We start from the raw sequence: 15,890 nt of genomic DNA on the forward strand, positions 1-15,890 counted from the left end.
GGGGATGACCGGTCGGCTGGCGCCACGTAGGGTGCGGGCGTGCCGATCGAGCAGACCCTCGTCGCCGTTGACGAGCTGATCGCCGCCGGCGATCTGCGCGCTGCCCGCGTCAGGCTTCGCGACCTGGTCCGAGAGCAGCCCCGCCGCCTCGACCTGCGCGCCCGCCTCGCCGACGTGTACCGGCGCGAGGGCAACGCGGCGCAGGCGGGTCGGTGGAGCTACCTGAAGGAGTCTCGTGTCTCGGCGGAGGACCGGGCGTTCGAAAGGCTCTTCCAGGACGATCCGGTGCAGATCATGGCGGCGCTGCGGTGGAGGGGGTCCGAGGACGACGCCTCTGACCCGGATGCTCGCGCGCGGCTGGCCGAGGTGCGGGCACGCGCGCAGGCGCTGGCTGGACGGCGCCTCACCTGGGAGGACCCCCTCCGCCGCGACGCGTTCAAGCCCGCCGACCTGGGCTGCCTCGTCGTCATCGTGCTCGCGCTGGGGCTCGCGACAGCCGGCGCGGTGGCGATCTTCGACTGGCTCTCCGGCTGAGTCCTCAGCCCAGCGCCTCCCGCACCAGGGGAGCGACGCGGGTCCCCAGCAGCTCGATGGCACGCAACGACTCCGCCTGCGGGACGCCCGACAGGTCCATCTGGAACGACTGCCGGTCGTGCCCCAGCACGGCGTGCAGCGCGACGATCCGCTCGGCGACCTCCTCGGGGTGGCCCACGAAGTACGCGCCACCGCGCGCCGCCTGCGACTCGTAGGAGATCCGGTTGGGCATCGAGAAGCCGCGCTCGGCGGAGATGCGCCGCATCGACTCGAGCCAGTAGGGGTAGAAGAACTCGCGGGCGGACCTGCCGTCCTCGCCGATGAACCCCATGCCGGCGACCGAGACGAAAGGCCGCGCGTCGTCCGCCAGCCGCTCGCGCACCGCGGGTCCGGCCTCGGCGTAGGAGCGGCGGTACAGGTCGACGAGCGGCGCGAACGAGGCCGGCTGCCCCCCGATGATCGCGTAGCTGATGGGCAGGCCCAGCAGGCCGGCGCGGGCGGACGACTGGGGGTTGCCCCCTGTGGCGACGGCGATGTTCAGGTGCGCGCCCCGGCCCGGCAGGTCGGACGGGCGCGGGAGGACCAGCGCGTCGTCAAGGGCGGGACGGAAGCGGCCCGACCAGGTGGTCCGCTCGGCCAGGTCGAGCTGGAGAAGCAGGGCGATCTTCTCGTCGTACAGCTCGTCGTAGTCGTCGAGCGAGGCGCCGAACAGGGGATAGGACTCGATGAAGGAGCCGCGTCCCGCCAGCAGCTCGACGCGGCCCTGCGAGTACAGGTCCATCGTCGCGAACTGCTGGTAGACGCGCACCGGGTCCTCGGTCGACAGCACGGTCACGGCCGACCCCACGGTGATGCGCGACGTCTGGGCCAGGCCGGCGGCGATCACGGTGGAGGGGGAGGAGATCGCGTAGTCCGGGCGGTGGTGCTCGCCGATCCCGGCGTACTCGAGGCCCACCTCGTCGGCCAGCCGGATGCGCTCCAGCACGTCGCGCAGGCGCTGGCCGGGGGAGACCACCTCGCCGGTGACCGGGGAGGGGTGCACGTCGCCGAAGGTGTAGAAGCCGAGTTCCATGTCCCGACGATAGGCCGCGCGGGTGATTCTGCCCCACGGCCCGAGCGGTGTGACGAGGAGCGACGCCGCTGGTTACGCCATGTTTCGGGTCGGTCACGATGTGGTCACGGTCACAGAAGGTGGTTGACACGGATTAGTAAGGCAGGTCTACTAACAAACATGACGACGGTCGGGCAGCTTCCCGTGACGGGTGCGCGAGCCGTCGGACGGATGCTCCGTCCGACGGCGAAGGCGCTGCCCGAGCACGCCCGGGCGCACAACCGGTCGATGGTCCTGGCGCACCTGTTCCACGAGGGCCCCTCGTCGCGTGCCGACGTCGCGCGCTCCACGGGCCTGACCCGCGTCACGGTGTCGGGACTCGTCGCGGACCTCATGGCGGAGGGCCTGGTCACCGAGCTGGGCGTCCGGTCCGAGGGCAAGGTCGGCAAGCCGGCCACCCTGGTGGGGATGCAGACCGAGGCCTTCCAGATCGTGGCCGTGGACCTCACGGACGACTCGCGCCTGCTGGGTGCGGTGATGACGCTGGTGGGGGACGTGCTGCAGCGCCGCTCGGTCCCGCTGGAGGGGCGCACCGGCGAGGCCGCCGTCGAGCTGCTCGAGACGCTCTGCCGCGACCTGCTGGCGCTCGCCGACCGGCCCGTGGTGGGTGTCGGGATCTCGTCGCCCGGCGTCATCGACAACGACGGCCGCGTGGTGCAGGCGCCCAACCGCGGCTGGTACGACCTGCCGCTGGCCGAGTTGCTGCACGAGCGCCTCGAGGTCCCCGTGCACGTGGCCAACGACGCCAACACCCGCGCGCTGGCCGAGTTCACGTACGGCGAGGCCGCCGGCGGGAGCATGGTGGTGACGATCGGCGCCGGTGTGGGCGCGGGGATCGTCGTCGACGGTGCGCTCGTCGTGGGGCGGCACCACGCCGCCGGCGAGATCGGTCACGTGACCGTGCTGGACGAGGACGCCGACGAGTGCGCCTGCGGGCGCCGCGGCTGCCTCGAGACCGTGCTGAGCGTGCCGGCCCTGCGCCGCCGCACCTCCGGTCTGAGCACCGAGGACTCCGACGCCGAGCTGGCGTCGGTCGGACGGCTGCTGGGGTTCGCCCTGGCACCGGTCGTGTCAGCGCTCGACCTCGGCGAGGTCCTGCTCTCCGGTCCGCCGGAGCTGCTGGACGGACCTCTGCGCGAGGCGGCGCTCGACGCCGTCCGGGCGCGAACCATGCCCGTGATCGGGCAGACGTTCGCGCTGCGGATGGGATCACTAGACGAGGACGGTGCGCTGGCAGGCGCTGCAGTGCTCGTCCTGGCAGGTCAGCTCGGGGTCTCGTGACGACCCCGAGCCGACCAACTGCAGGTCGGAACAACCCCCGGCGACGCCATCCGGCGCTCGCCTCGCTCACGGGAGGAAACCCCAACGTGAAGATCCTACGTTTCGCGGCCGTCGGCGTGGCGGCAGCGCTTGCGCTGACCGCGTGCAGCTCCGACAGCGACACCCCGTCGGAGACGACGAAGCCGACCGCCTCGGAGTCGGCTGCGGCCCCCGAGGCCGCGACGATCAAGCTGTGGCTCAACGGCACGGACACCCCCGACGCTCTGCGCGAGTACCTGACGACGACGTTCGCCGCGCAGAACCCGGGCTCCAAGCTCGTCATCGAGCAGCAGGACTGGAACGGGCTGGTCCCGCGCCTCCAGACGGCCCTCGCGTCCGAGGACCAGACCCCCGACGTGGTCGAGGTCGGCAACACGCAGTCGGCGACCTTCACCTACGCGGGTGCGTTCTCCGACCTGACGAGCCTGTACCCCGAGCTCGGCGGCGACAAGCTGCTCCCCGGCTTCGTCGAGGCCGGCACGGCCGACGGCAAGATCATGGCGGTGCCGTACTACTCGGGCGCCCGCGCCGTGTTCTACAACAAGGACATGTTCAAGGACGCCGGCGTGGAGGTCCCCACCACGCTCGCCGACTTCACCAAGGCCGCGCAGAAGCTCACGACCGACAAGGTCTCCGGCTTCTGGTTCCCCGGCCAGGACTGGTACAACGGCGCCACCTGGATCTACACCAACGGCGGCGACCTCGCCGTGCAGGACGGCGACCAGTGGAAGGGCGCGCTCTCCTCGCCCGAGTCGATCAAGGGCCTGACCGAGGTCCAGGAGCTGTTCAAGACGGCCACCAAGGCGCCGGCGGACAGCGACTCGAACGAGCCGTGGGTTCCCTTCAACCAGGGCAAGGCCGCCATGTTCTCCGCTCCCACCTGGGCGCGCTGGAGCATCGACCTGCCCGAGTGCAACGAGGGCGTCGCCGCTGACGACAAGTCGGACGAGGCCACGGCCAAGCGCACCAAGCAGCAGGCCTGCAACGAGGAGCACACCGGTGTCTTCCCGATGCCGGGTCTCGACGCGAGCAAGGTCGCCACGGCGTTCGCCGGTGGCTCCAACATCGGCATCCCCGCCAAGTCGCAGCACCAGGAGCTGGCCCAGAACCTGCTGAAGATCATCTTCTCGGCCGAGTTCCAGAACATGCTCGGCCAGAACGGTCTCATCCCGGGCAACTCGGAGTACGCGACCTCGATGGGTGACGACGTCTACGCCAAGGCCGCGATCGCCGCCGCCCTCGGTGCCAAGCTGACGCCCGCCGCCGAGAACTGGGCGACCGTCGAGGGCGACCGCATCCTGGAGGACTTCTTCCAGAAGCTCGCGACCGGTGCTGACGTGACGAAGTCGGCCGCCGACGCCGACAAGCTCATCACCGACACGCTCAACTAGTACGTCGGTGGCCGGCCGATCACGAGTCGGCCGGCCACCGACCACCCGATCACCCGTCGCGGAACCGCACCCCCGCCGAGACCGCGACCCCTGATCCGGCGCGGCCGGGCCTGCTCACAGGCCGGCTCGGCCGTGCCATCAGACTGGAGCTCCCCATGGCAGCCACTGCCCCCACGGTCGCCGGGACCACGGCAACGCCCGTCCCGCCCGCCCGTCGCCGACGCCCCAAGGTCGGTGCGTACGGCCTGCTCGTGCCCGCGAGCATCATCATCGGTATCGCGCTCGGCTACCCGCTCGTGCGCCAGTTCGTCATCTCCTTCCAGGAGTTCGGCCTCAAGCAGCAGTTCGGTGCGGCCCCCGAGTGGGTGGGCCTGCAGAACTACAAGGATCTGCTGACCGACAGCTACGTCTGGACGGTCATCGCCCGCTCGGTCGCGTTCTGCCTCGTCAACGCCGTCGTGACGATGGCGATCGGCATGAGCCTCGCGGTCCTGATGCAGCGCGTGGGCCGCAGCGCGCGGATCACGCTCCAGGTCTCCCTGCTGCTCGCGTGGGGCACGCCGGTGCTCGCCTCGATGACGGTGTGGCAGTGGCTGTTCGACACCCAGAACGGCCTGATCAACTGGACGCTGTCGAACGTGCTCGGCATCGAGTCCATGGCCCAGCACTCGTGGATCATCGAGCCGCTGTCCTTCTTCTTCGTCGCCACCGTGATCGTCGTGTGGATGTCCGTGCCGTTCGTGGCGTTCTCGGTCTACGCGGGCCTGCTCCAGGTCCCCACCGAGACGATGGAGGCCGCGCAGCTGGACGGCGCCTCGGCGCGCCAGCGGTTCTGGGGCATCACCATCCCGATGATCCGCCCCGTCCTGTCGATCGTCCTGCTGCTGCAGGTGATCTGGGACCTCAAGGTCTTCACGCAGATCTACGTGCTGCAGCGTGCCGGCGCACCGACGCGCGACACCAACCTGCTGGGCACGCTCATCTACTCGTACTCGAAGGAGTTCGGCCTGGCCGGGGCGCTCGCCACGATCATGCTGGTGCTGACTCTCGCCCTCACCGGGTTCTACATCCGGCAGATGCTGAAGGAGGACGAGCTGTGAGCGCCGTCGCCGCCCCCACCACGCTCGGAGTCCCCGCCGACCGCCCGACCCGCGTCGCGGCCACCCGGGCCACCGACTCGGGCCGCAGCCAGACGAGCACGTCGCGCCGGGTGCTGGGCGCGCTCGCCATCGTCGTCGCGATCGCCTGGGTCTTCCCCATCTACTGGATGATCAACAGCGCGTTCCAGCCGCTGAACAAGCTCCAGGCCGAGGACCCCACCTGGCTGCCGCTGGGCGGAACCGTGGCGAACTTCCGCCAGGTCATCGACGACGGCACGTTCTGGCAGGCCATGCGGACCTCGCTGGCCGTCGTGGTCCTCGTGCTGTTCGCTGCGCTGATCTTCGCCTTCCTCGCCGCGCTCGCGGTGAGCCGGTTCCGGTTCAAGGGCCGCAAGTCGTTCATCCTCGCGATCCTCGTGGTGCAGATGATCCCCGCCGAGGGCCTGTTCATCTCGCAGTACCAGGTGCTCGACGGCTGGGGCCTCGTCAACAAGGTGCTCGGCCTGGCGCTGGTCTACACGGCCGCGATCCTGCCCTTCACCATCTGGATGCTGCGCGGCTTCGTGGCGGGCGTCCCGATCGAGCTCGAGGAGGCCGGCATGGTCGACGGGCTCTCGCGCGTGGGTGCCTTCTTCCGTATCACCTTCCCGCTGCTGGCCCCGGGCCTCGTCGCGGCCGGGGTGTTCGGCTTCCTGCAGGCGTGGAACGAGTACACGCTGGCCCTCGTGGTCATGACGGACCCCGAGCAGCGCACGCTGCCGCTGTGGCTCCAGAGCCTGGTCGAGTCCAACCGAGCGACCGACTGGGGCGTGGTCATGGCGGGCTCCGCCGTCATCGCGATCCCCGTCATCGCGTTCTTCCTGCTGGTGCAGGGCCGCATGACCTCGGGTCTGGTCTCGGGTGCGGTGAAGGGCTGACGTGAGCGAGCAACTCATCACGGCGCCCGGGGGGCAGGTGCCGTCGGACGGCCTGCCCGCGAGCGTGGTGGGAACCCCCGACGGGTCTCCGCAGGGCTGGTCCGTGGGCCTCGACGTGGGCGGCACCAAGGTGCTCGGCGTGGTGCTGGACCCCGCCGGCGTGGTCCGGCACGAGGTGCGGTCGACGACCGTGCGCGGCGTGGACGGCGTCGTCGACGGGGTCGTGGCTGCGGTGCACGAGCTGGCGGGCCTGGCCGGGGTCTCTGTCGAGGACCTGGCGGGCGTGGGCATCGGGCTCCCCGGGGTGGTCGACCCCGTCGACGGCTCCGTGGAGCACGCGGTCAACCTGGGGATCGAGGCTCGCGTGGCCCTGGGTGCGCTGGTCGCGGCCCGGCTGGGCGCGGCGCTCCCGGTCCAGGTGGAGAACGACCTCAACATGGCCGCGCTCGGCGCCGCCCATCTCACCGACGCGCCCGTGGCCGACCTGGCCTTCCTGGCGCTCGGCACCGGCGTGGCCGCCGGGCTGCTGCTCGACGGGCGGCTGCGCCGCGGCGCGACCGGCGCGGCCGGCGAGATCGGCCACCTGACGCTCATCGTCGACGGCCTGCCGTGCAAGTGCGGCCAGGCAGGCTGCGTGGAGCAGTACGCCTCCGGTACGGCGATCGACGTGGCCTGGCCCGGGCCGCACGCACGACCCGCTCCGCTCGAGCTGTTCGACGCGGCCGCCGCGGGGGACCCGCGCGCCGTCGAGGTGCGCGACCGGTTCGCGTGGGCCGTCGCGTCCGCGGTGCGCATCCTGGTGCTCACGTGCGACGTGCAGCACGTGGTGATCGGTGGCGGCGTGTCCGGCGTCGGCGCACCCTTGCTGGAGGCCGTCCGCGACGTGCTCGTCGCCGAGGCGCAGGCCTCGCCGTTCCTCGCCTCGATGGGCCTCGCGAACCGCATCAGCCTGGCCCCCGCCGGGATGCCGGTCGGCGCCGTCGGTGCCGCCCTCGCCGGACGCCGCGCCACGGAAGGAGCGATCTGATGGAGGTCGTCATCGCCCCGGGGGCGGAGCTCGCCAGGATCGCGGCGGACGCCATCGAGGCGCTGCTGCGTGCGCGACCCACCGCGGTGCTCGGGCTCGCCACGGGGTCGAGCCCGCTGGCCGTGTACGACGAGCTGGCGCGGCGCCACACCGAGCAGGGCCTGTCCTTCGCCCGCGCGCGCGCGTTCATGCTCGACGAGTACGTGGGCCTGCCCGCCGAGCACCCGGAGCGCTACCGGAACGTGATCGAGAAGGAGATCGCCTCGCGCGTCGACTTCGCCCCCGGCGCCGTCCAGGGCCCGGACGGCCTGGCCGACGACGTGATCGCCGCCTGCGCCGACTACGAGCGGGCCATCACGGACGCGGGCGGTGTCGACCTGCAGATCCTGGGCATCGGCACCGACGGGCATGTGGCGTTCAACGAGCCCGGCTCGTCGCTTGCGTCGCGCACCCGCATCAAGACGCTCACGCGGCAGACCCGCGAGGACAACGCGCGGTTCTTCGACGACGACATCACGCAGGTGCCCGAGCACTGCCTCACGCAGGGGCTCGCCACGATCATGGCGGCCCGGCACCTGGTGCTGCTCGCCACCGGTCGTGGCAAGGCGGAGGCCGTGCACCAGCTCGTGGAAGGACCGGTCAGTGCGATGTGGCCGGCCACCGTGCTGCAGCACCATCCCCACGTGACCGTGCTGGTGGACGACGCGGCGGCCTCGCGGCTCCAGCTCGCGGACTACTACCGCGAGACGTACGCCGCCAAGCCGGACTGGCAGCACCTCTAGCCCGAGCGACTCGGCGGCCCGGTTCTCCCCTCACGTGGGGTGAGCCGGGCCGCCGTGCGTCCGCGCCCGGGCGCCGTCCCGGGCCGGGTGGTGTCGGGCCCGCGTCGTACACTTCTCGCCATGAGCGAGCCCTTGCCGAACCCCGCGACCGTCGACCCGAGCGGACCGGACCAGGGGACCTCGACGAGCGTGCTGGAGCGCCAGGAGACGACCGAGCAGGTCGAGCCGGGCGACCACGAGCGCTTCGCGCACTACGTGCGCAAGGAGAAGATCATGGAGTCCGCCATGAGCGGCAAGCCGGTGATCGCGCTCTGCGGCAAGGTGTGGGTCCCCGGGCGGGACCCCAACAAGTTCCCGGTCTGCCCCGTGTGCAAGGAGATCTACGAGGGGCTGCGCGAGCCGCAGGACGGCGACGACGCGGGCTCCGGCAAGGGGTCCGGGGACGGCGGCTCCGGGCGACGGTTCGGCTTCGGCCGCGGCGGCAAGTGAGCGGCGCCCCGCGCCCGTCGTCCACCTCCCAGCCCGAGCCCGCGGACTTGTTCGCGTCGCACGCCGCACCCGTGCCCAGCACGACGGCCTCGAGCACGCACGCGTCGTCGTCGGCCGCGTCCCACCTGCCGCCGGCGTTCCCCGGGCGTGCGCCGTGGGGGACCGCGGGCAAGCTCAGGGCCTGGCAGGCGGAGGCGCTCGAGCGCTACCGCAGCGCGTCGCCGCGCGACTTCCTCGCGGTCGCGACGCCGGGCGCCGGCAAGACGACGTTCGCCCTGCGCATCGCCACCGAGCTGCTCGAGGCGCGGATCGTGCGCCGCGTGACGGTGGTCGCGCCCACCGAGCACCTCAAGCGGCAGTGGGCGGACGCCGCCGCGCGGGTGGGGATCAAGCTCGACCCCAACTTCAGCAACGCGCAGGGCCGGCACGGCCACGGGTTCGACGGCGTCGCGGTGACGTACGCCCAGGTGGCCAGCAAGCCCGCTCTGCACGCGGCGCGCACCTCGGCCGCGCCCACGCTGGTGATCCTCGACGAGGTCCACCACGGCGGTGACGCGCTGTCGTGGGGCGACGCCGTGCGGGAGTCGTTCGAGGGCGCGACGAGACGTCTGGCGCTGACCGGTACCCCGTTCCGCTCGGACACCGCCGCGATCCCGTTCGTGCGCTACGACCGCGACCGCGACGGCATCCGGCGCAGCGTCGCCGACTACACCTACGGGTACGGCGACGCGCTGCGCGACCACGTCGTCCGGCCCGTGATCTTCCTGTCGTACAGCGGGTCCATGCGTTGGCGCACCAAGGCGGGCGACGAGATCAGCGCTCGCCTGGGCGAGCCGCTGACCAAGGACATGACAGCGCAGGCCTGGCGCACGGCCCTCGACCCGAACGGGGAGTGGATCCCGAGCGTCCTGGCGGCGGCGGACCGGCGGCTCACCGAGGTGCGGCGCGTGGTGCCCGACGCGGGCGCGATGATCATCGCCACCGACCAGACCGACGCGCGTGCCTACGCGGGTCACCTGGCCCGGCTCACGGGCCAGTCGCCGACCGTGGTGCTGTCCGACGACGACGGGGCGAGCGACCGCATCGACGCGTTCTCCGCAGGCGACTCCCGGTGGATGGTGGCGGTCCGCATGGTCTCGGAAGGCGTGGACGTGCCCCGCCTCGCGGTCGGCGTGTACGCCACGAGCACCGCGACGCCGCTGTTCTTCGCCCAGGCGGTCGGCCGGTTCGTGCGCGCGCGCCGCCGCGGCGAGACGGCCTCGCTGTTCCTGCCCTCGGTGCCTCAGCTCCTCGCGCTCGCCAACAGCCTCGAGCTCGAGCGGGACCACGCGCTGGATCGCCCCCAGACGGCCGAGGAGCAGGGCGCGGACTACAACCCCGAGGACGCGCTGCTGGCCGCGGCCAACTCGGAACGCAACGGGTCCGACGCGCTGGGACCGGACGGGAAGCAGGGCGCGTTCGAGGCCCTCGAGGCGCAGGCGTCGTTCGACCGCGTGCTGTTCGACGGCGGCGAGTTCGGCACCGGTGCCGAGGTGGGGTCGGCGGAGGAGCTCGACTTCCTGGGCCTGCCCGGTCTGCTGGACGCCGACCAGGTCTCGGAGCTGCTGCGCCAGCGTCAGGCGGAGCAGGTCAGCGGGCGCCGCAAGGCGGCCGCGGCGGCCGTCAGCGTCGAGGAGATGGACCACCGCAAGCAGGCCGAGCTGCGCAAGGAGCTGGCCCAGCTGGTGGGGGCGTGGGCGCGGCGCAGCAGCCAGCCGCACGGGTCGGTGCACAACGAGCTGCGTCGCCGGTGCGGCGGTCCCGAGGTGGCGCTCGCCGACCCGGAGCAGCTCGCCGCGCGTGTGGCGATGCTGCGCGGCTGGTTCGTCGGGAAGAAGTAGGTCAGGGCACGATCGAGTCCACGTAGCCGCCGTCCACCCGGACGGCGGCGCCCGTGGTCGCCGACGCGAGCGGCGAGGCCAGGTACGTGACGAGGTGGGCGATCTCGGCGGGCTCGATCAGGCGACCCAGCAACGACTGCGGCCGGTGCGCGCGCATGAACTCGCGCTGCGCCTCCTCCCAGGGCAGGGCGCGGTCGACGAGCTGGTAGACGAAGTCCTCGACGCCGTCGGTGTGGGTGGGCCCCGCGATGACCGAGTTGATCGTCACGCCCGTGCCGGCGGCCTCCTTGGCGAAGCCGCGCGACACGGCCAGCAGCGCGGTCTTGGTGGTGCCGTAGTGGACCATCTCCCGCGGGATCACGAGCGCGGAGTCGGACGCGATGTCGATCACCCGGCCCCACCCGCGTGCCGTCATCCCGGGCAGGTAGGTCCGAATCAGCCGCACGGCGCTGAGCACGTTGACGTCGAAGTACCTGCGCCACTCGTCGTCATCGATCTCGAGCGCGCCGACGGCCTCGTAGATGCCGAGGTTGTTCACCAGCACGTCGACCTGGGGGAGGACCCTCAGCAGCGCCTCCACGCCCGTGCTCGTCGTGACGTCCGCCGTGGCATCGAGCAGGTCCGCATCGGGGACCTCGGACCGGACGGCGGCGACGGCCCGGGCGACCGAGTCCCGGGAGCGGCCGTTCACCGCGACGCGACCGCCCGCCCGGGCGATCTCGACGGCGATCGCCAGGCCGATGCCTCGGGTCGACCCGGTCACCAGTGCCGTGCGCCCGGTGAGGTCGATCTGCAGTCCGGACATCCGTCCTCCTTGTTTCATGGCGCCGTACGCCTGTCGGGTGAAGTTCACAAGGGCCGTCTCACGATGTGGAACAGCCATTGCTGCCGCGTTCGCGCAGGTCAGAGCGCTGGAAGCGTGCTCACATAGCATTTGGCGCGCACGGTGCAAGTTGTCGTTCGGCGTGCGGCGGTCGCGGATCGGGTCAACGCTTGGGGTGTGTCAAGGGCCCCGGGTACCCCCGGGACGCCCGATCGGTGACCGCGAACGAAAGGGTCAACCCATGCCCGCCTGGCTCATTCTCATCATCATCGGCGTCATCCTCCTGGTTCTCGGCCTCGGTGGGGTCGGCTCGTTCCTCATCTGGATCGGTGTCGCCGTCCTCGTCGTCAGCCTGATCCTCGCGCTGGTCGGTCGCGGCCGGAAGGTATAACGCCCACGGGCGCTCCGGCGGAGGAACCCCCGCCTCAGCCCTGCAGCGCCAGTGTCACCGTCGGCACCGCTGCCTCGTCGGCAGACAGCCGCCGCGCCCCGCGCGGCAGCTCGTCCCGCGAGGCGCGGTGCCGACGTGCTGCGGCCCTCACGCCGTCAGCCCCGACCCACTGCGGGTCGATGGTTCCCTCGGTCACGAGCGGGACGTGCAGCGCACGCAGCGTGCCGTCGTCCGGCCCGGGCCGCCAGGAACGTACCCGCTCGTCGGGCCCCCCGACGAGTACCTCGGCCACCGCGCGGGCGTCGGCGTCGAGCCGCCTCGCCGCGGACTTGCGGCCCCCTACGCTCGTCTTGTCCCGCGACGCCTTCGCCACCCCGCGCATCTCGCCGTCGGCGCCCTCACGCGCCACCAGCTTGTAGACCATGCCGCACGTCGGCGCCCCGGACCCTGTGACGAGCGAGGTCCCCACTCCGTACGCGTCGACCGGCGCCACGGCCAGCGCCGCGATCGCGAACTCGTCGAGGTCGGACGTCACCACGATCTTCGTCCCGGTCGCCCCGGCGGCATCGAGCTGGTGGCGTACGTCCGCCGCGAGCCCGCCCAGGTCGCCCGAGTCGAGCCGCACGGCACCGAGCCCGGTTCCGGCCGCGGCGAGCGCGCGCTCCACGCCGCGACGGACGTCGTAGGTGTCCACCAGCAGCGTCGTGTCGGCGCCGAGCGAGGAGACCTGCGCGGCGAACGCCTCCTGCTCGTCGTCGTGCAGCAGGGTGAACGCGTGCGCGGCGGTCCCGATCGTCGTCAGGCCGTACCGGCGGCCCGCCTCGAGGTTCGAGGTCGCGCTGAAGCCCGCCACGACGGCGGCGCGCGCGGCGGCCACCGCGGCCTCCTCGTGCGCGCGGCGCGAGCCCATCTCCAGGCACGGCCGGTCCACCGCCGCGCTCGACATGCGTGACGCGGCGGACGCCACCGCGGAGTCGTAGTTGAGGACCGACAGCACGAGCGTCTCCAGCAGGACCGTCTCCGCGAACGTGCCCTCGGCGACCAGCACGGGGGAGGACGGGAAGAAGACCTCGCCCTCGGCGTAGCCCACCATCGACCCGGTGAACCGGTAGTCGGCCAGGTACGCGAGCGTGCGGTCGTCCACGACGCCCTCGTCGGCCAGCCAGTCCAGCTCGGCGGACCCGAATCGAAAGTCGGCGAGCGCCTCGAGCAGCCGGCCCGTCCCCGCGACCACGCCGTACCGCCGGCCGGGCGGGAGCCGACGCGTGAACACCTCGAACACGCAGCGTCGGTGCGCGGTGCCGTCGGCGAGCGCAGCCTGCAGCATCGTCAGCTCGTAGCGGTCGGTGAGCAGCGCGGGCGACGGCCTCATGTCGATCAACCTAGCCGGGCCGCGCCTGCCTAGAGTGGGGACGTGCCTGTGATCGCCGAGCCCGAGCAGCGGGTCGAGGAGTCGACGGAGGCGGCCGTCGCCGACCCGTGGGTGACCATCGTCTGGAACGATCCGGTCAACCTCATGACCTACGTCACGTACGTGTTCGAGACGTACTTCGGCCACCCGCCCGCCAAGGCGGAGAAGCTCATGCGGCAGGTGCACGAGCAGGGGCGCGCGGTGGTCTCGTCGGGCTCGCTGGAGACCATGGAGCTGGACGTGCAGGCCATGCACGGCTTCGGGCTGTGGGCCACGCTCCAGCGCAGCGGACAGTGAAGCCGTTCCGCCGCGCGCGCGGCGCCTACGTCGCGCGCCTCACCGACGACGAGCGTGCCGTCCTGGCCGCGGCAGCGACCGACGTCGCGTCGATGCTCGCCGCCGACGAGGCGCCGCAGGCGGGCGACCTGCTCGCGGGGCTGGCGCACGACCTGGGGCGCTCGACGGCGCGGCCGGACGACCCGGCCGTGCGGCGCCTGCTCCCGGACGCCAGCCGCGACGACGAGGAGCTCGCCGCCGAGTTCCGGCGCCTGACCCAGGCCGACCTGCGCGCCAGCAAGTCGGCCGGCCTGCTGCTGCTCGCACGCGTGCTGACCGAGCGACCCGGCAAGCGCCCCTCGGAGGTGGTGGTCGAGCGCGCCGACGCGCGCGCGGTCGCGTCGGCCGTCACCGACATCCGGCTGGTGATCGCCGAACGGCTGGGGATCCGCACCGACGAGCAGGCCGAGGCGATCTACGACCTGGACGCCGTGCCCGCCGCGGCGCGCCAGCTCGTGGCGATCTACGGGGCGCTGTCGTGGATGCAGGAGTCCCTGGTAGGGCTCATGCTCGACGACGCCCGGGCCGGGGTCGACGTCACACCGCAGTCCCCGCCGCCGGGCGAGCCGTCGGGCTAGGCTCGCCAGGTGAATGACGCCCCCATCGGCATCTTCGACTCCGGCGTCGGGGGTCTGACCGTCGCCAGATCCATCCTCGACCAGCTCCCGCACGAGTCGACCGTCTACATCGGGGACACGCTCAACACCCCGTACGGCAGCAAGCCCCTGGCCGCGGTGCGCGCGCACGCGCTCGAGGTCATGGACGACCTCGTGGACGCGGGCGTCAAGCTGCTCGTCATCGCGTGCAACACCGCGTCGTCGGCGATGCTGCGCGACGCGCGCGAGCGGTACACCCTGCGCCGCGGCATCCCGGTGGTCGAGGTCATCCTGCCTGCGGCGCGACGCGCGGTCGCTGCGACCCGGACGGGGCGGATCGGCGTGATCGCCACCAAGTCGACCGTCGAGTCGCGCTCGTACGACGACGCGTTCGCCGTCGCCCCGGGCGTCTCGCTCGTGACCCAGGCGTGCCCGCGGTTCGTCGACCTCGTGGAGGCCGGCATCACCTCCGGCCCGGAGGTGCTGGCCATCGCCGGCGAGTACCTCGAGCCGGTGCGCGCGGCGGGCGTGGACACGCTCGTGCTGGGCTGCACGCACTACCCCCTGCTCACCGGTGCGATCTCCTACGTCATGGGGGAGGAGGTCACGCTCGTCTCGAGCGCGGAGGAGACCGCCAAGGACGTCTACCGCACCCTGGTGGCGCACGGCCTCGAGCGTGACCCCGCCGCCGGCCCCGCCGAGCACCGCTTCCTGGCCACGGGGGAGGCCGGCGCGTTCCAGTCGCTCGCCCGCCGGTTCCTGGGACCCGAGGTGGGGCTGGTCGAGCCGCGGGAGGCGCTGCGATGAGGCTCGTCGTGCTCGGCTGCGCGGGCTCGTACCCCAGCGCGGACTCGGCCGCCTCCGGGTACCTGGTGCAGGCCGACGACGCGTCGGGCCGCACGTGGACCGTCCTGCTCGACCTCGGCAACGGTGCGCTCGGGCCGCTGCAGAGGTACGGGGACCCGACCGCCCTGGACGCGGTGGCGCTCAGCCACCTGCACGCGGACCACGTGGCCGACATGGTGGTGCTCAACGTGCTGCGCCGCTACCGCCCCGACGGACCGTGCCCGCCCGTGGACGTGTGGGGACCGGCGGGGACGGGCGAGCGCCTCTCGCAGATCGCCGGCAAGGACCCCGCCACGGACGTCGACGGCCAGTTCGCGTTCCACCAGTGGCGGGCCGGTGAGCCGGTCGTCGTGGGGCCGTTCACGCTGACGCCCGTCCCGATGCTGCACCCGATCCCCGCCTTCGGCGTGCGGGTGCAGGGGCCCTCCGACGAGGACCCCGCGCGGACCGTCACGCTCGCGTACACCGGCGACACCGACGCCTGCCCGGGGCTCGACGAGCTGGCCACGGGCGCCGACCTGCTCCTGTCCGAGGCCGCGTTCGTGGAGGGCCGCGACGACGCGGTCCGTGGCGTGCACCTCACGGGGCGGCGAGCGGGCCAGGCGGCGGCGACGGGCGGGAGCGGCCGGCTCGTGCTCACGCACCTGCCGGCCTGGACGCCGGGCGAGGTGGTGACCGCCGAGGCGCGCGACGTGTACGACGGGCGCATCGACGTGGCGACCCCGGGGGCGACGTACGTGCTCTGACCAGCCCGGCCGGCTCGCGCGGTGCCCGCTCGTCGGGCTCGCTCGCGTCGCGGGTCGGTGGGCAGCCCTGTGCCCGCCTGGCGGGAACAACGCTGCCCGCGCCATCCCCGCTCGTCGGGCTGGCTCGCGCCGCCGTGGGTCGGTGGGCAGCCTTGTGCCCGCCTGATGGGAACAACGCTGCCCATCGGGC

The 15,890-nt window shown here is 72.5% G+C and carries 17 protein-coding genes; 14 read left to right on the plus strand and 3 right to left on the minus strand.

Translation table 11 applies throughout. The annotated features are described in order from the left end of the window. The first annotated feature begins 39 nt into the window (after window positions 1–39). On the plus strand, window positions 40–534 hold the full coding sequence (locus QRT05_RS14605; RefSeq protein ID WP_289448073.1) for a DUF6584 family protein: 495 nt from the start codon (window positions 40–42) through the stop codon (window positions 532–534). A gap of 4 nt (window positions 535–538) precedes the next feature. Here the strand turns inward: QRT05_RS14605 and QRT05_RS14610 are convergent, their stop codons facing one another. After that, window positions 539–1,606: an LLM class flavin-dependent oxidoreductase gene (locus QRT05_RS14610; RefSeq protein ID WP_289448074.1), complete on the minus strand. Its 1,068-nt coding sequence runs from the start codon at window positions 1,604–1,606 to the stop codon at window positions 539–541. 159 nt (window positions 1,607–1,765) lie between these two features. Between QRT05_RS14610 and QRT05_RS14615 the strand changes: the two genes are divergently transcribed. The 8 genes from QRT05_RS14615 to QRT05_RS14650 all read left to right on the plus strand — a co-directional run bounded on the left by QRT05_RS14615 (window position 1,766) and on the right by QRT05_RS14650 (window position 10,551). Next, window positions 1,766–2,926, plus strand: a complete 1,161-nt coding sequence (locus tag QRT05_RS14615; RefSeq protein ID WP_289448075.1) for an ROK family transcriptional regulator — start codon at window positions 1,766–1,768, stop codon at window positions 2,924–2,926. Window positions 2,927–3,012: 86 nt separating this feature from the next. Next, window positions 3,013–4,356 (plus strand): extracellular solute-binding protein, encoded by a 1,344-nt coding sequence (locus QRT05_RS14620; RefSeq protein ID WP_289448076.1) that lies wholly within the window; start codon window positions 3,013–3,015, stop codon window positions 4,354–4,356. A gap of 155 nt (window positions 4,357–4,511) precedes the next feature. Further along, window positions 4,512–5,456: a carbohydrate ABC transporter permease gene (locus tag QRT05_RS14625; RefSeq protein WP_289448077.1), complete on the plus strand. Its 945-nt coding sequence runs from the start codon at window positions 4,512–4,514 to the stop codon at window positions 5,454–5,456. Beyond that, window positions 5,453–6,373: a carbohydrate ABC transporter permease gene (locus QRT05_RS14630; protein WP_289448078.1), complete on the plus strand. Its 921-nt coding sequence runs from the start codon at window positions 5,453–5,455 to the stop codon at window positions 6,371–6,373. The genes QRT05_RS14625 and QRT05_RS14630 overlap by 4 nt, the downstream gene beginning before the upstream one ends. Before the next feature lies 1 nt (window position 6,374). After that, on the plus strand, window positions 6,375–7,400 hold the full coding sequence (locus QRT05_RS14635; RefSeq protein ID WP_289448079.1) for an ROK family protein: 1,026 nt from the start codon (window positions 6,375–6,377) through the stop codon (window positions 7,398–7,400). After that, entirely contained in the window at window positions 7,400–8,182 is a 783-nt protein-coding gene (gene nagB, locus QRT05_RS14640; protein ID WP_289448080.1) for a glucosamine-6-phosphate deaminase, read from the plus strand. Before QRT05_RS14635 ends, nagB begins: the two co-directional genes overlap by 1 nt. Before the next feature lie 120 nt (window positions 8,183–8,302). Continuing rightward, on the plus strand, window positions 8,303–8,671 hold the full coding sequence (locus QRT05_RS14645; protein WP_289448081.1) for a DUF3039 domain-containing protein: 369 nt from the start codon (window positions 8,303–8,305) through the stop codon (window positions 8,669–8,671). A gap of 71 nt (window positions 8,672–8,742) precedes the next feature. Next, window positions 8,743–10,551, plus strand: coding sequence for a DEAD/DEAH box helicase (locus QRT05_RS14650; protein ID WP_289448082.1), 1,809 nt, complete (start codon window positions 8,743–8,745; stop codon window positions 10,549–10,551). A 1-nt stretch (window position 10,552) separates the two neighbouring features. On the opposite strand, the gene QRT05_RS14655 is transcribed toward QRT05_RS14650, so the two are convergent. Next, window positions 10,553–11,347, minus strand: coding sequence for an SDR family NAD(P)-dependent oxidoreductase (locus QRT05_RS14655; RefSeq protein WP_289448250.1), 795 nt, complete (start codon window positions 11,345–11,347; stop codon window positions 10,553–10,555). Between the two features lie 268 nt (window positions 11,348–11,615). Between QRT05_RS14655 and QRT05_RS14660 the strand changes: the two genes are divergently transcribed. Further along, window positions 11,616–11,765 (plus strand): hypothetical protein, encoded by a 150-nt coding sequence (locus QRT05_RS14660; protein ID WP_289448083.1) that lies wholly within the window; start codon window positions 11,616–11,618, stop codon window positions 11,763–11,765. Window positions 11,766–11,799: 34 nt separating this feature from the next. Here the strand turns inward: QRT05_RS14660 and QRT05_RS14665 are convergent, their stop codons facing one another. After that, window positions 11,800–13,137 carry a nicotinate phosphoribosyltransferase gene (locus QRT05_RS14665; RefSeq protein WP_289448084.1) on the minus strand — a complete coding sequence of 446 codons (1,338 nt, stop codon included), beginning with the start codon at window positions 13,135–13,137 and terminating at the stop codon, window positions 11,800–11,802. Between the two features lie 42 nt (window positions 13,138–13,179). Between QRT05_RS14665 and clpS the strand changes: the two genes are divergently transcribed. The 4 genes from clpS to QRT05_RS14685 are packed head-to-tail and all read left to right on the plus strand — an operon-like array spanning window position 13,180 to window position 15,700. Next, window positions 13,180–13,473, plus strand: coding sequence for an ATP-dependent Clp protease adapter ClpS (gene clpS, locus QRT05_RS14670; RefSeq protein ID WP_407650361.1), 294 nt, complete (start codon window positions 13,180–13,182; stop codon window positions 13,471–13,473). Further along, window positions 13,470–14,090, plus strand: a complete 621-nt coding sequence (locus QRT05_RS14675; RefSeq protein ID WP_289448085.1) for a DUF2017 domain-containing protein — start codon at window positions 13,470–13,472, stop codon at window positions 14,088–14,090. Before clpS ends, QRT05_RS14675 begins: the two co-directional genes overlap by 4 nt. Before the next feature lie 9 nt (window positions 14,091–14,099). Then, the gene (murI, locus tag QRT05_RS14680) at window positions 14,100–14,915 is read left to right on the plus strand and encodes a glutamate racemase (protein ID WP_289448086.1); all 816 of its coding nucleotides are present in this window, start codon (window positions 14,100–14,102) and stop codon (window positions 14,913–14,915) included. Next, the gene (locus QRT05_RS14685; protein WP_289448087.1) at window positions 14,912–15,700 is read left to right on the plus strand and encodes an MBL fold metallo-hydrolase; all 789 of its coding nucleotides are present in this window, start codon (window positions 14,912–14,914) and stop codon (window positions 15,698–15,700) included. The genes murI and QRT05_RS14685 overlap by 4 nt, the downstream gene beginning before the upstream one ends. Window positions 15,701–15,890: the final 190 nt, after the last annotated feature.

Origin of the sequence: Cellulomonas edaphi (assembly GCF_030362815.1) — a bacterium.
Lineage (GTDB): Bacteria > Actinomycetota > Actinomycetes > Actinomycetales > Cellulomonadaceae > Cellulomonas > Cellulomonas edaphi.

Bases quoted from the DNA above. Each gene is read 5' to 3' on its own strand.
- nagB (WP_289448080.1), top strand. From the start codon at position 7,400: ATGGAGGTCGTCATCGCCCCGGGGGCGGAGCTCGCCAGGATCGCGGCG.
- QRT05_RS14665 (WP_289448084.1), bottom strand. From the start codon at position 13,137: ATGAGGCCGTCGCCCGCGCTGCTCACCGACCGCTACGAGCTGACGATG.
- QRT05_RS14660 (WP_289448083.1), top strand. From the start codon at position 11,616: ATGCCCGCCTGGCTCATTCTCATCATCATCGGCGTCATCCTCCTGGTT.
- QRT05_RS14610 (WP_289448074.1), bottom strand. From the start codon at position 1,606: ATGGAACTCGGCTTCTACACCTTCGGCGACGTGCACCCCTCCCCGGTC.
- QRT05_RS14625 (WP_289448077.1), top strand. From the start codon at position 4,512: ATGGCAGCCACTGCCCCCACGGTCGCCGGGACCACGGCAACGCCCGTC.
- QRT05_RS14685 (WP_289448087.1), top strand. From the start codon at position 14,912: ATGAGGCTCGTCGTGCTCGGCTGCGCGGGCTCGTACCCCAGCGCGGAC.
- QRT05_RS14645 (WP_289448081.1), top strand. From the start codon at position 8,303: ATGAGCGAGCCCTTGCCGAACCCCGCGACCGTCGACCCGAGCGGACCG.
- QRT05_RS14615 (WP_289448075.1), top strand. From the start codon at position 1,766: ATGACGACGGTCGGGCAGCTTCCCGTGACGGGTGCGCGAGCCGTCGGA.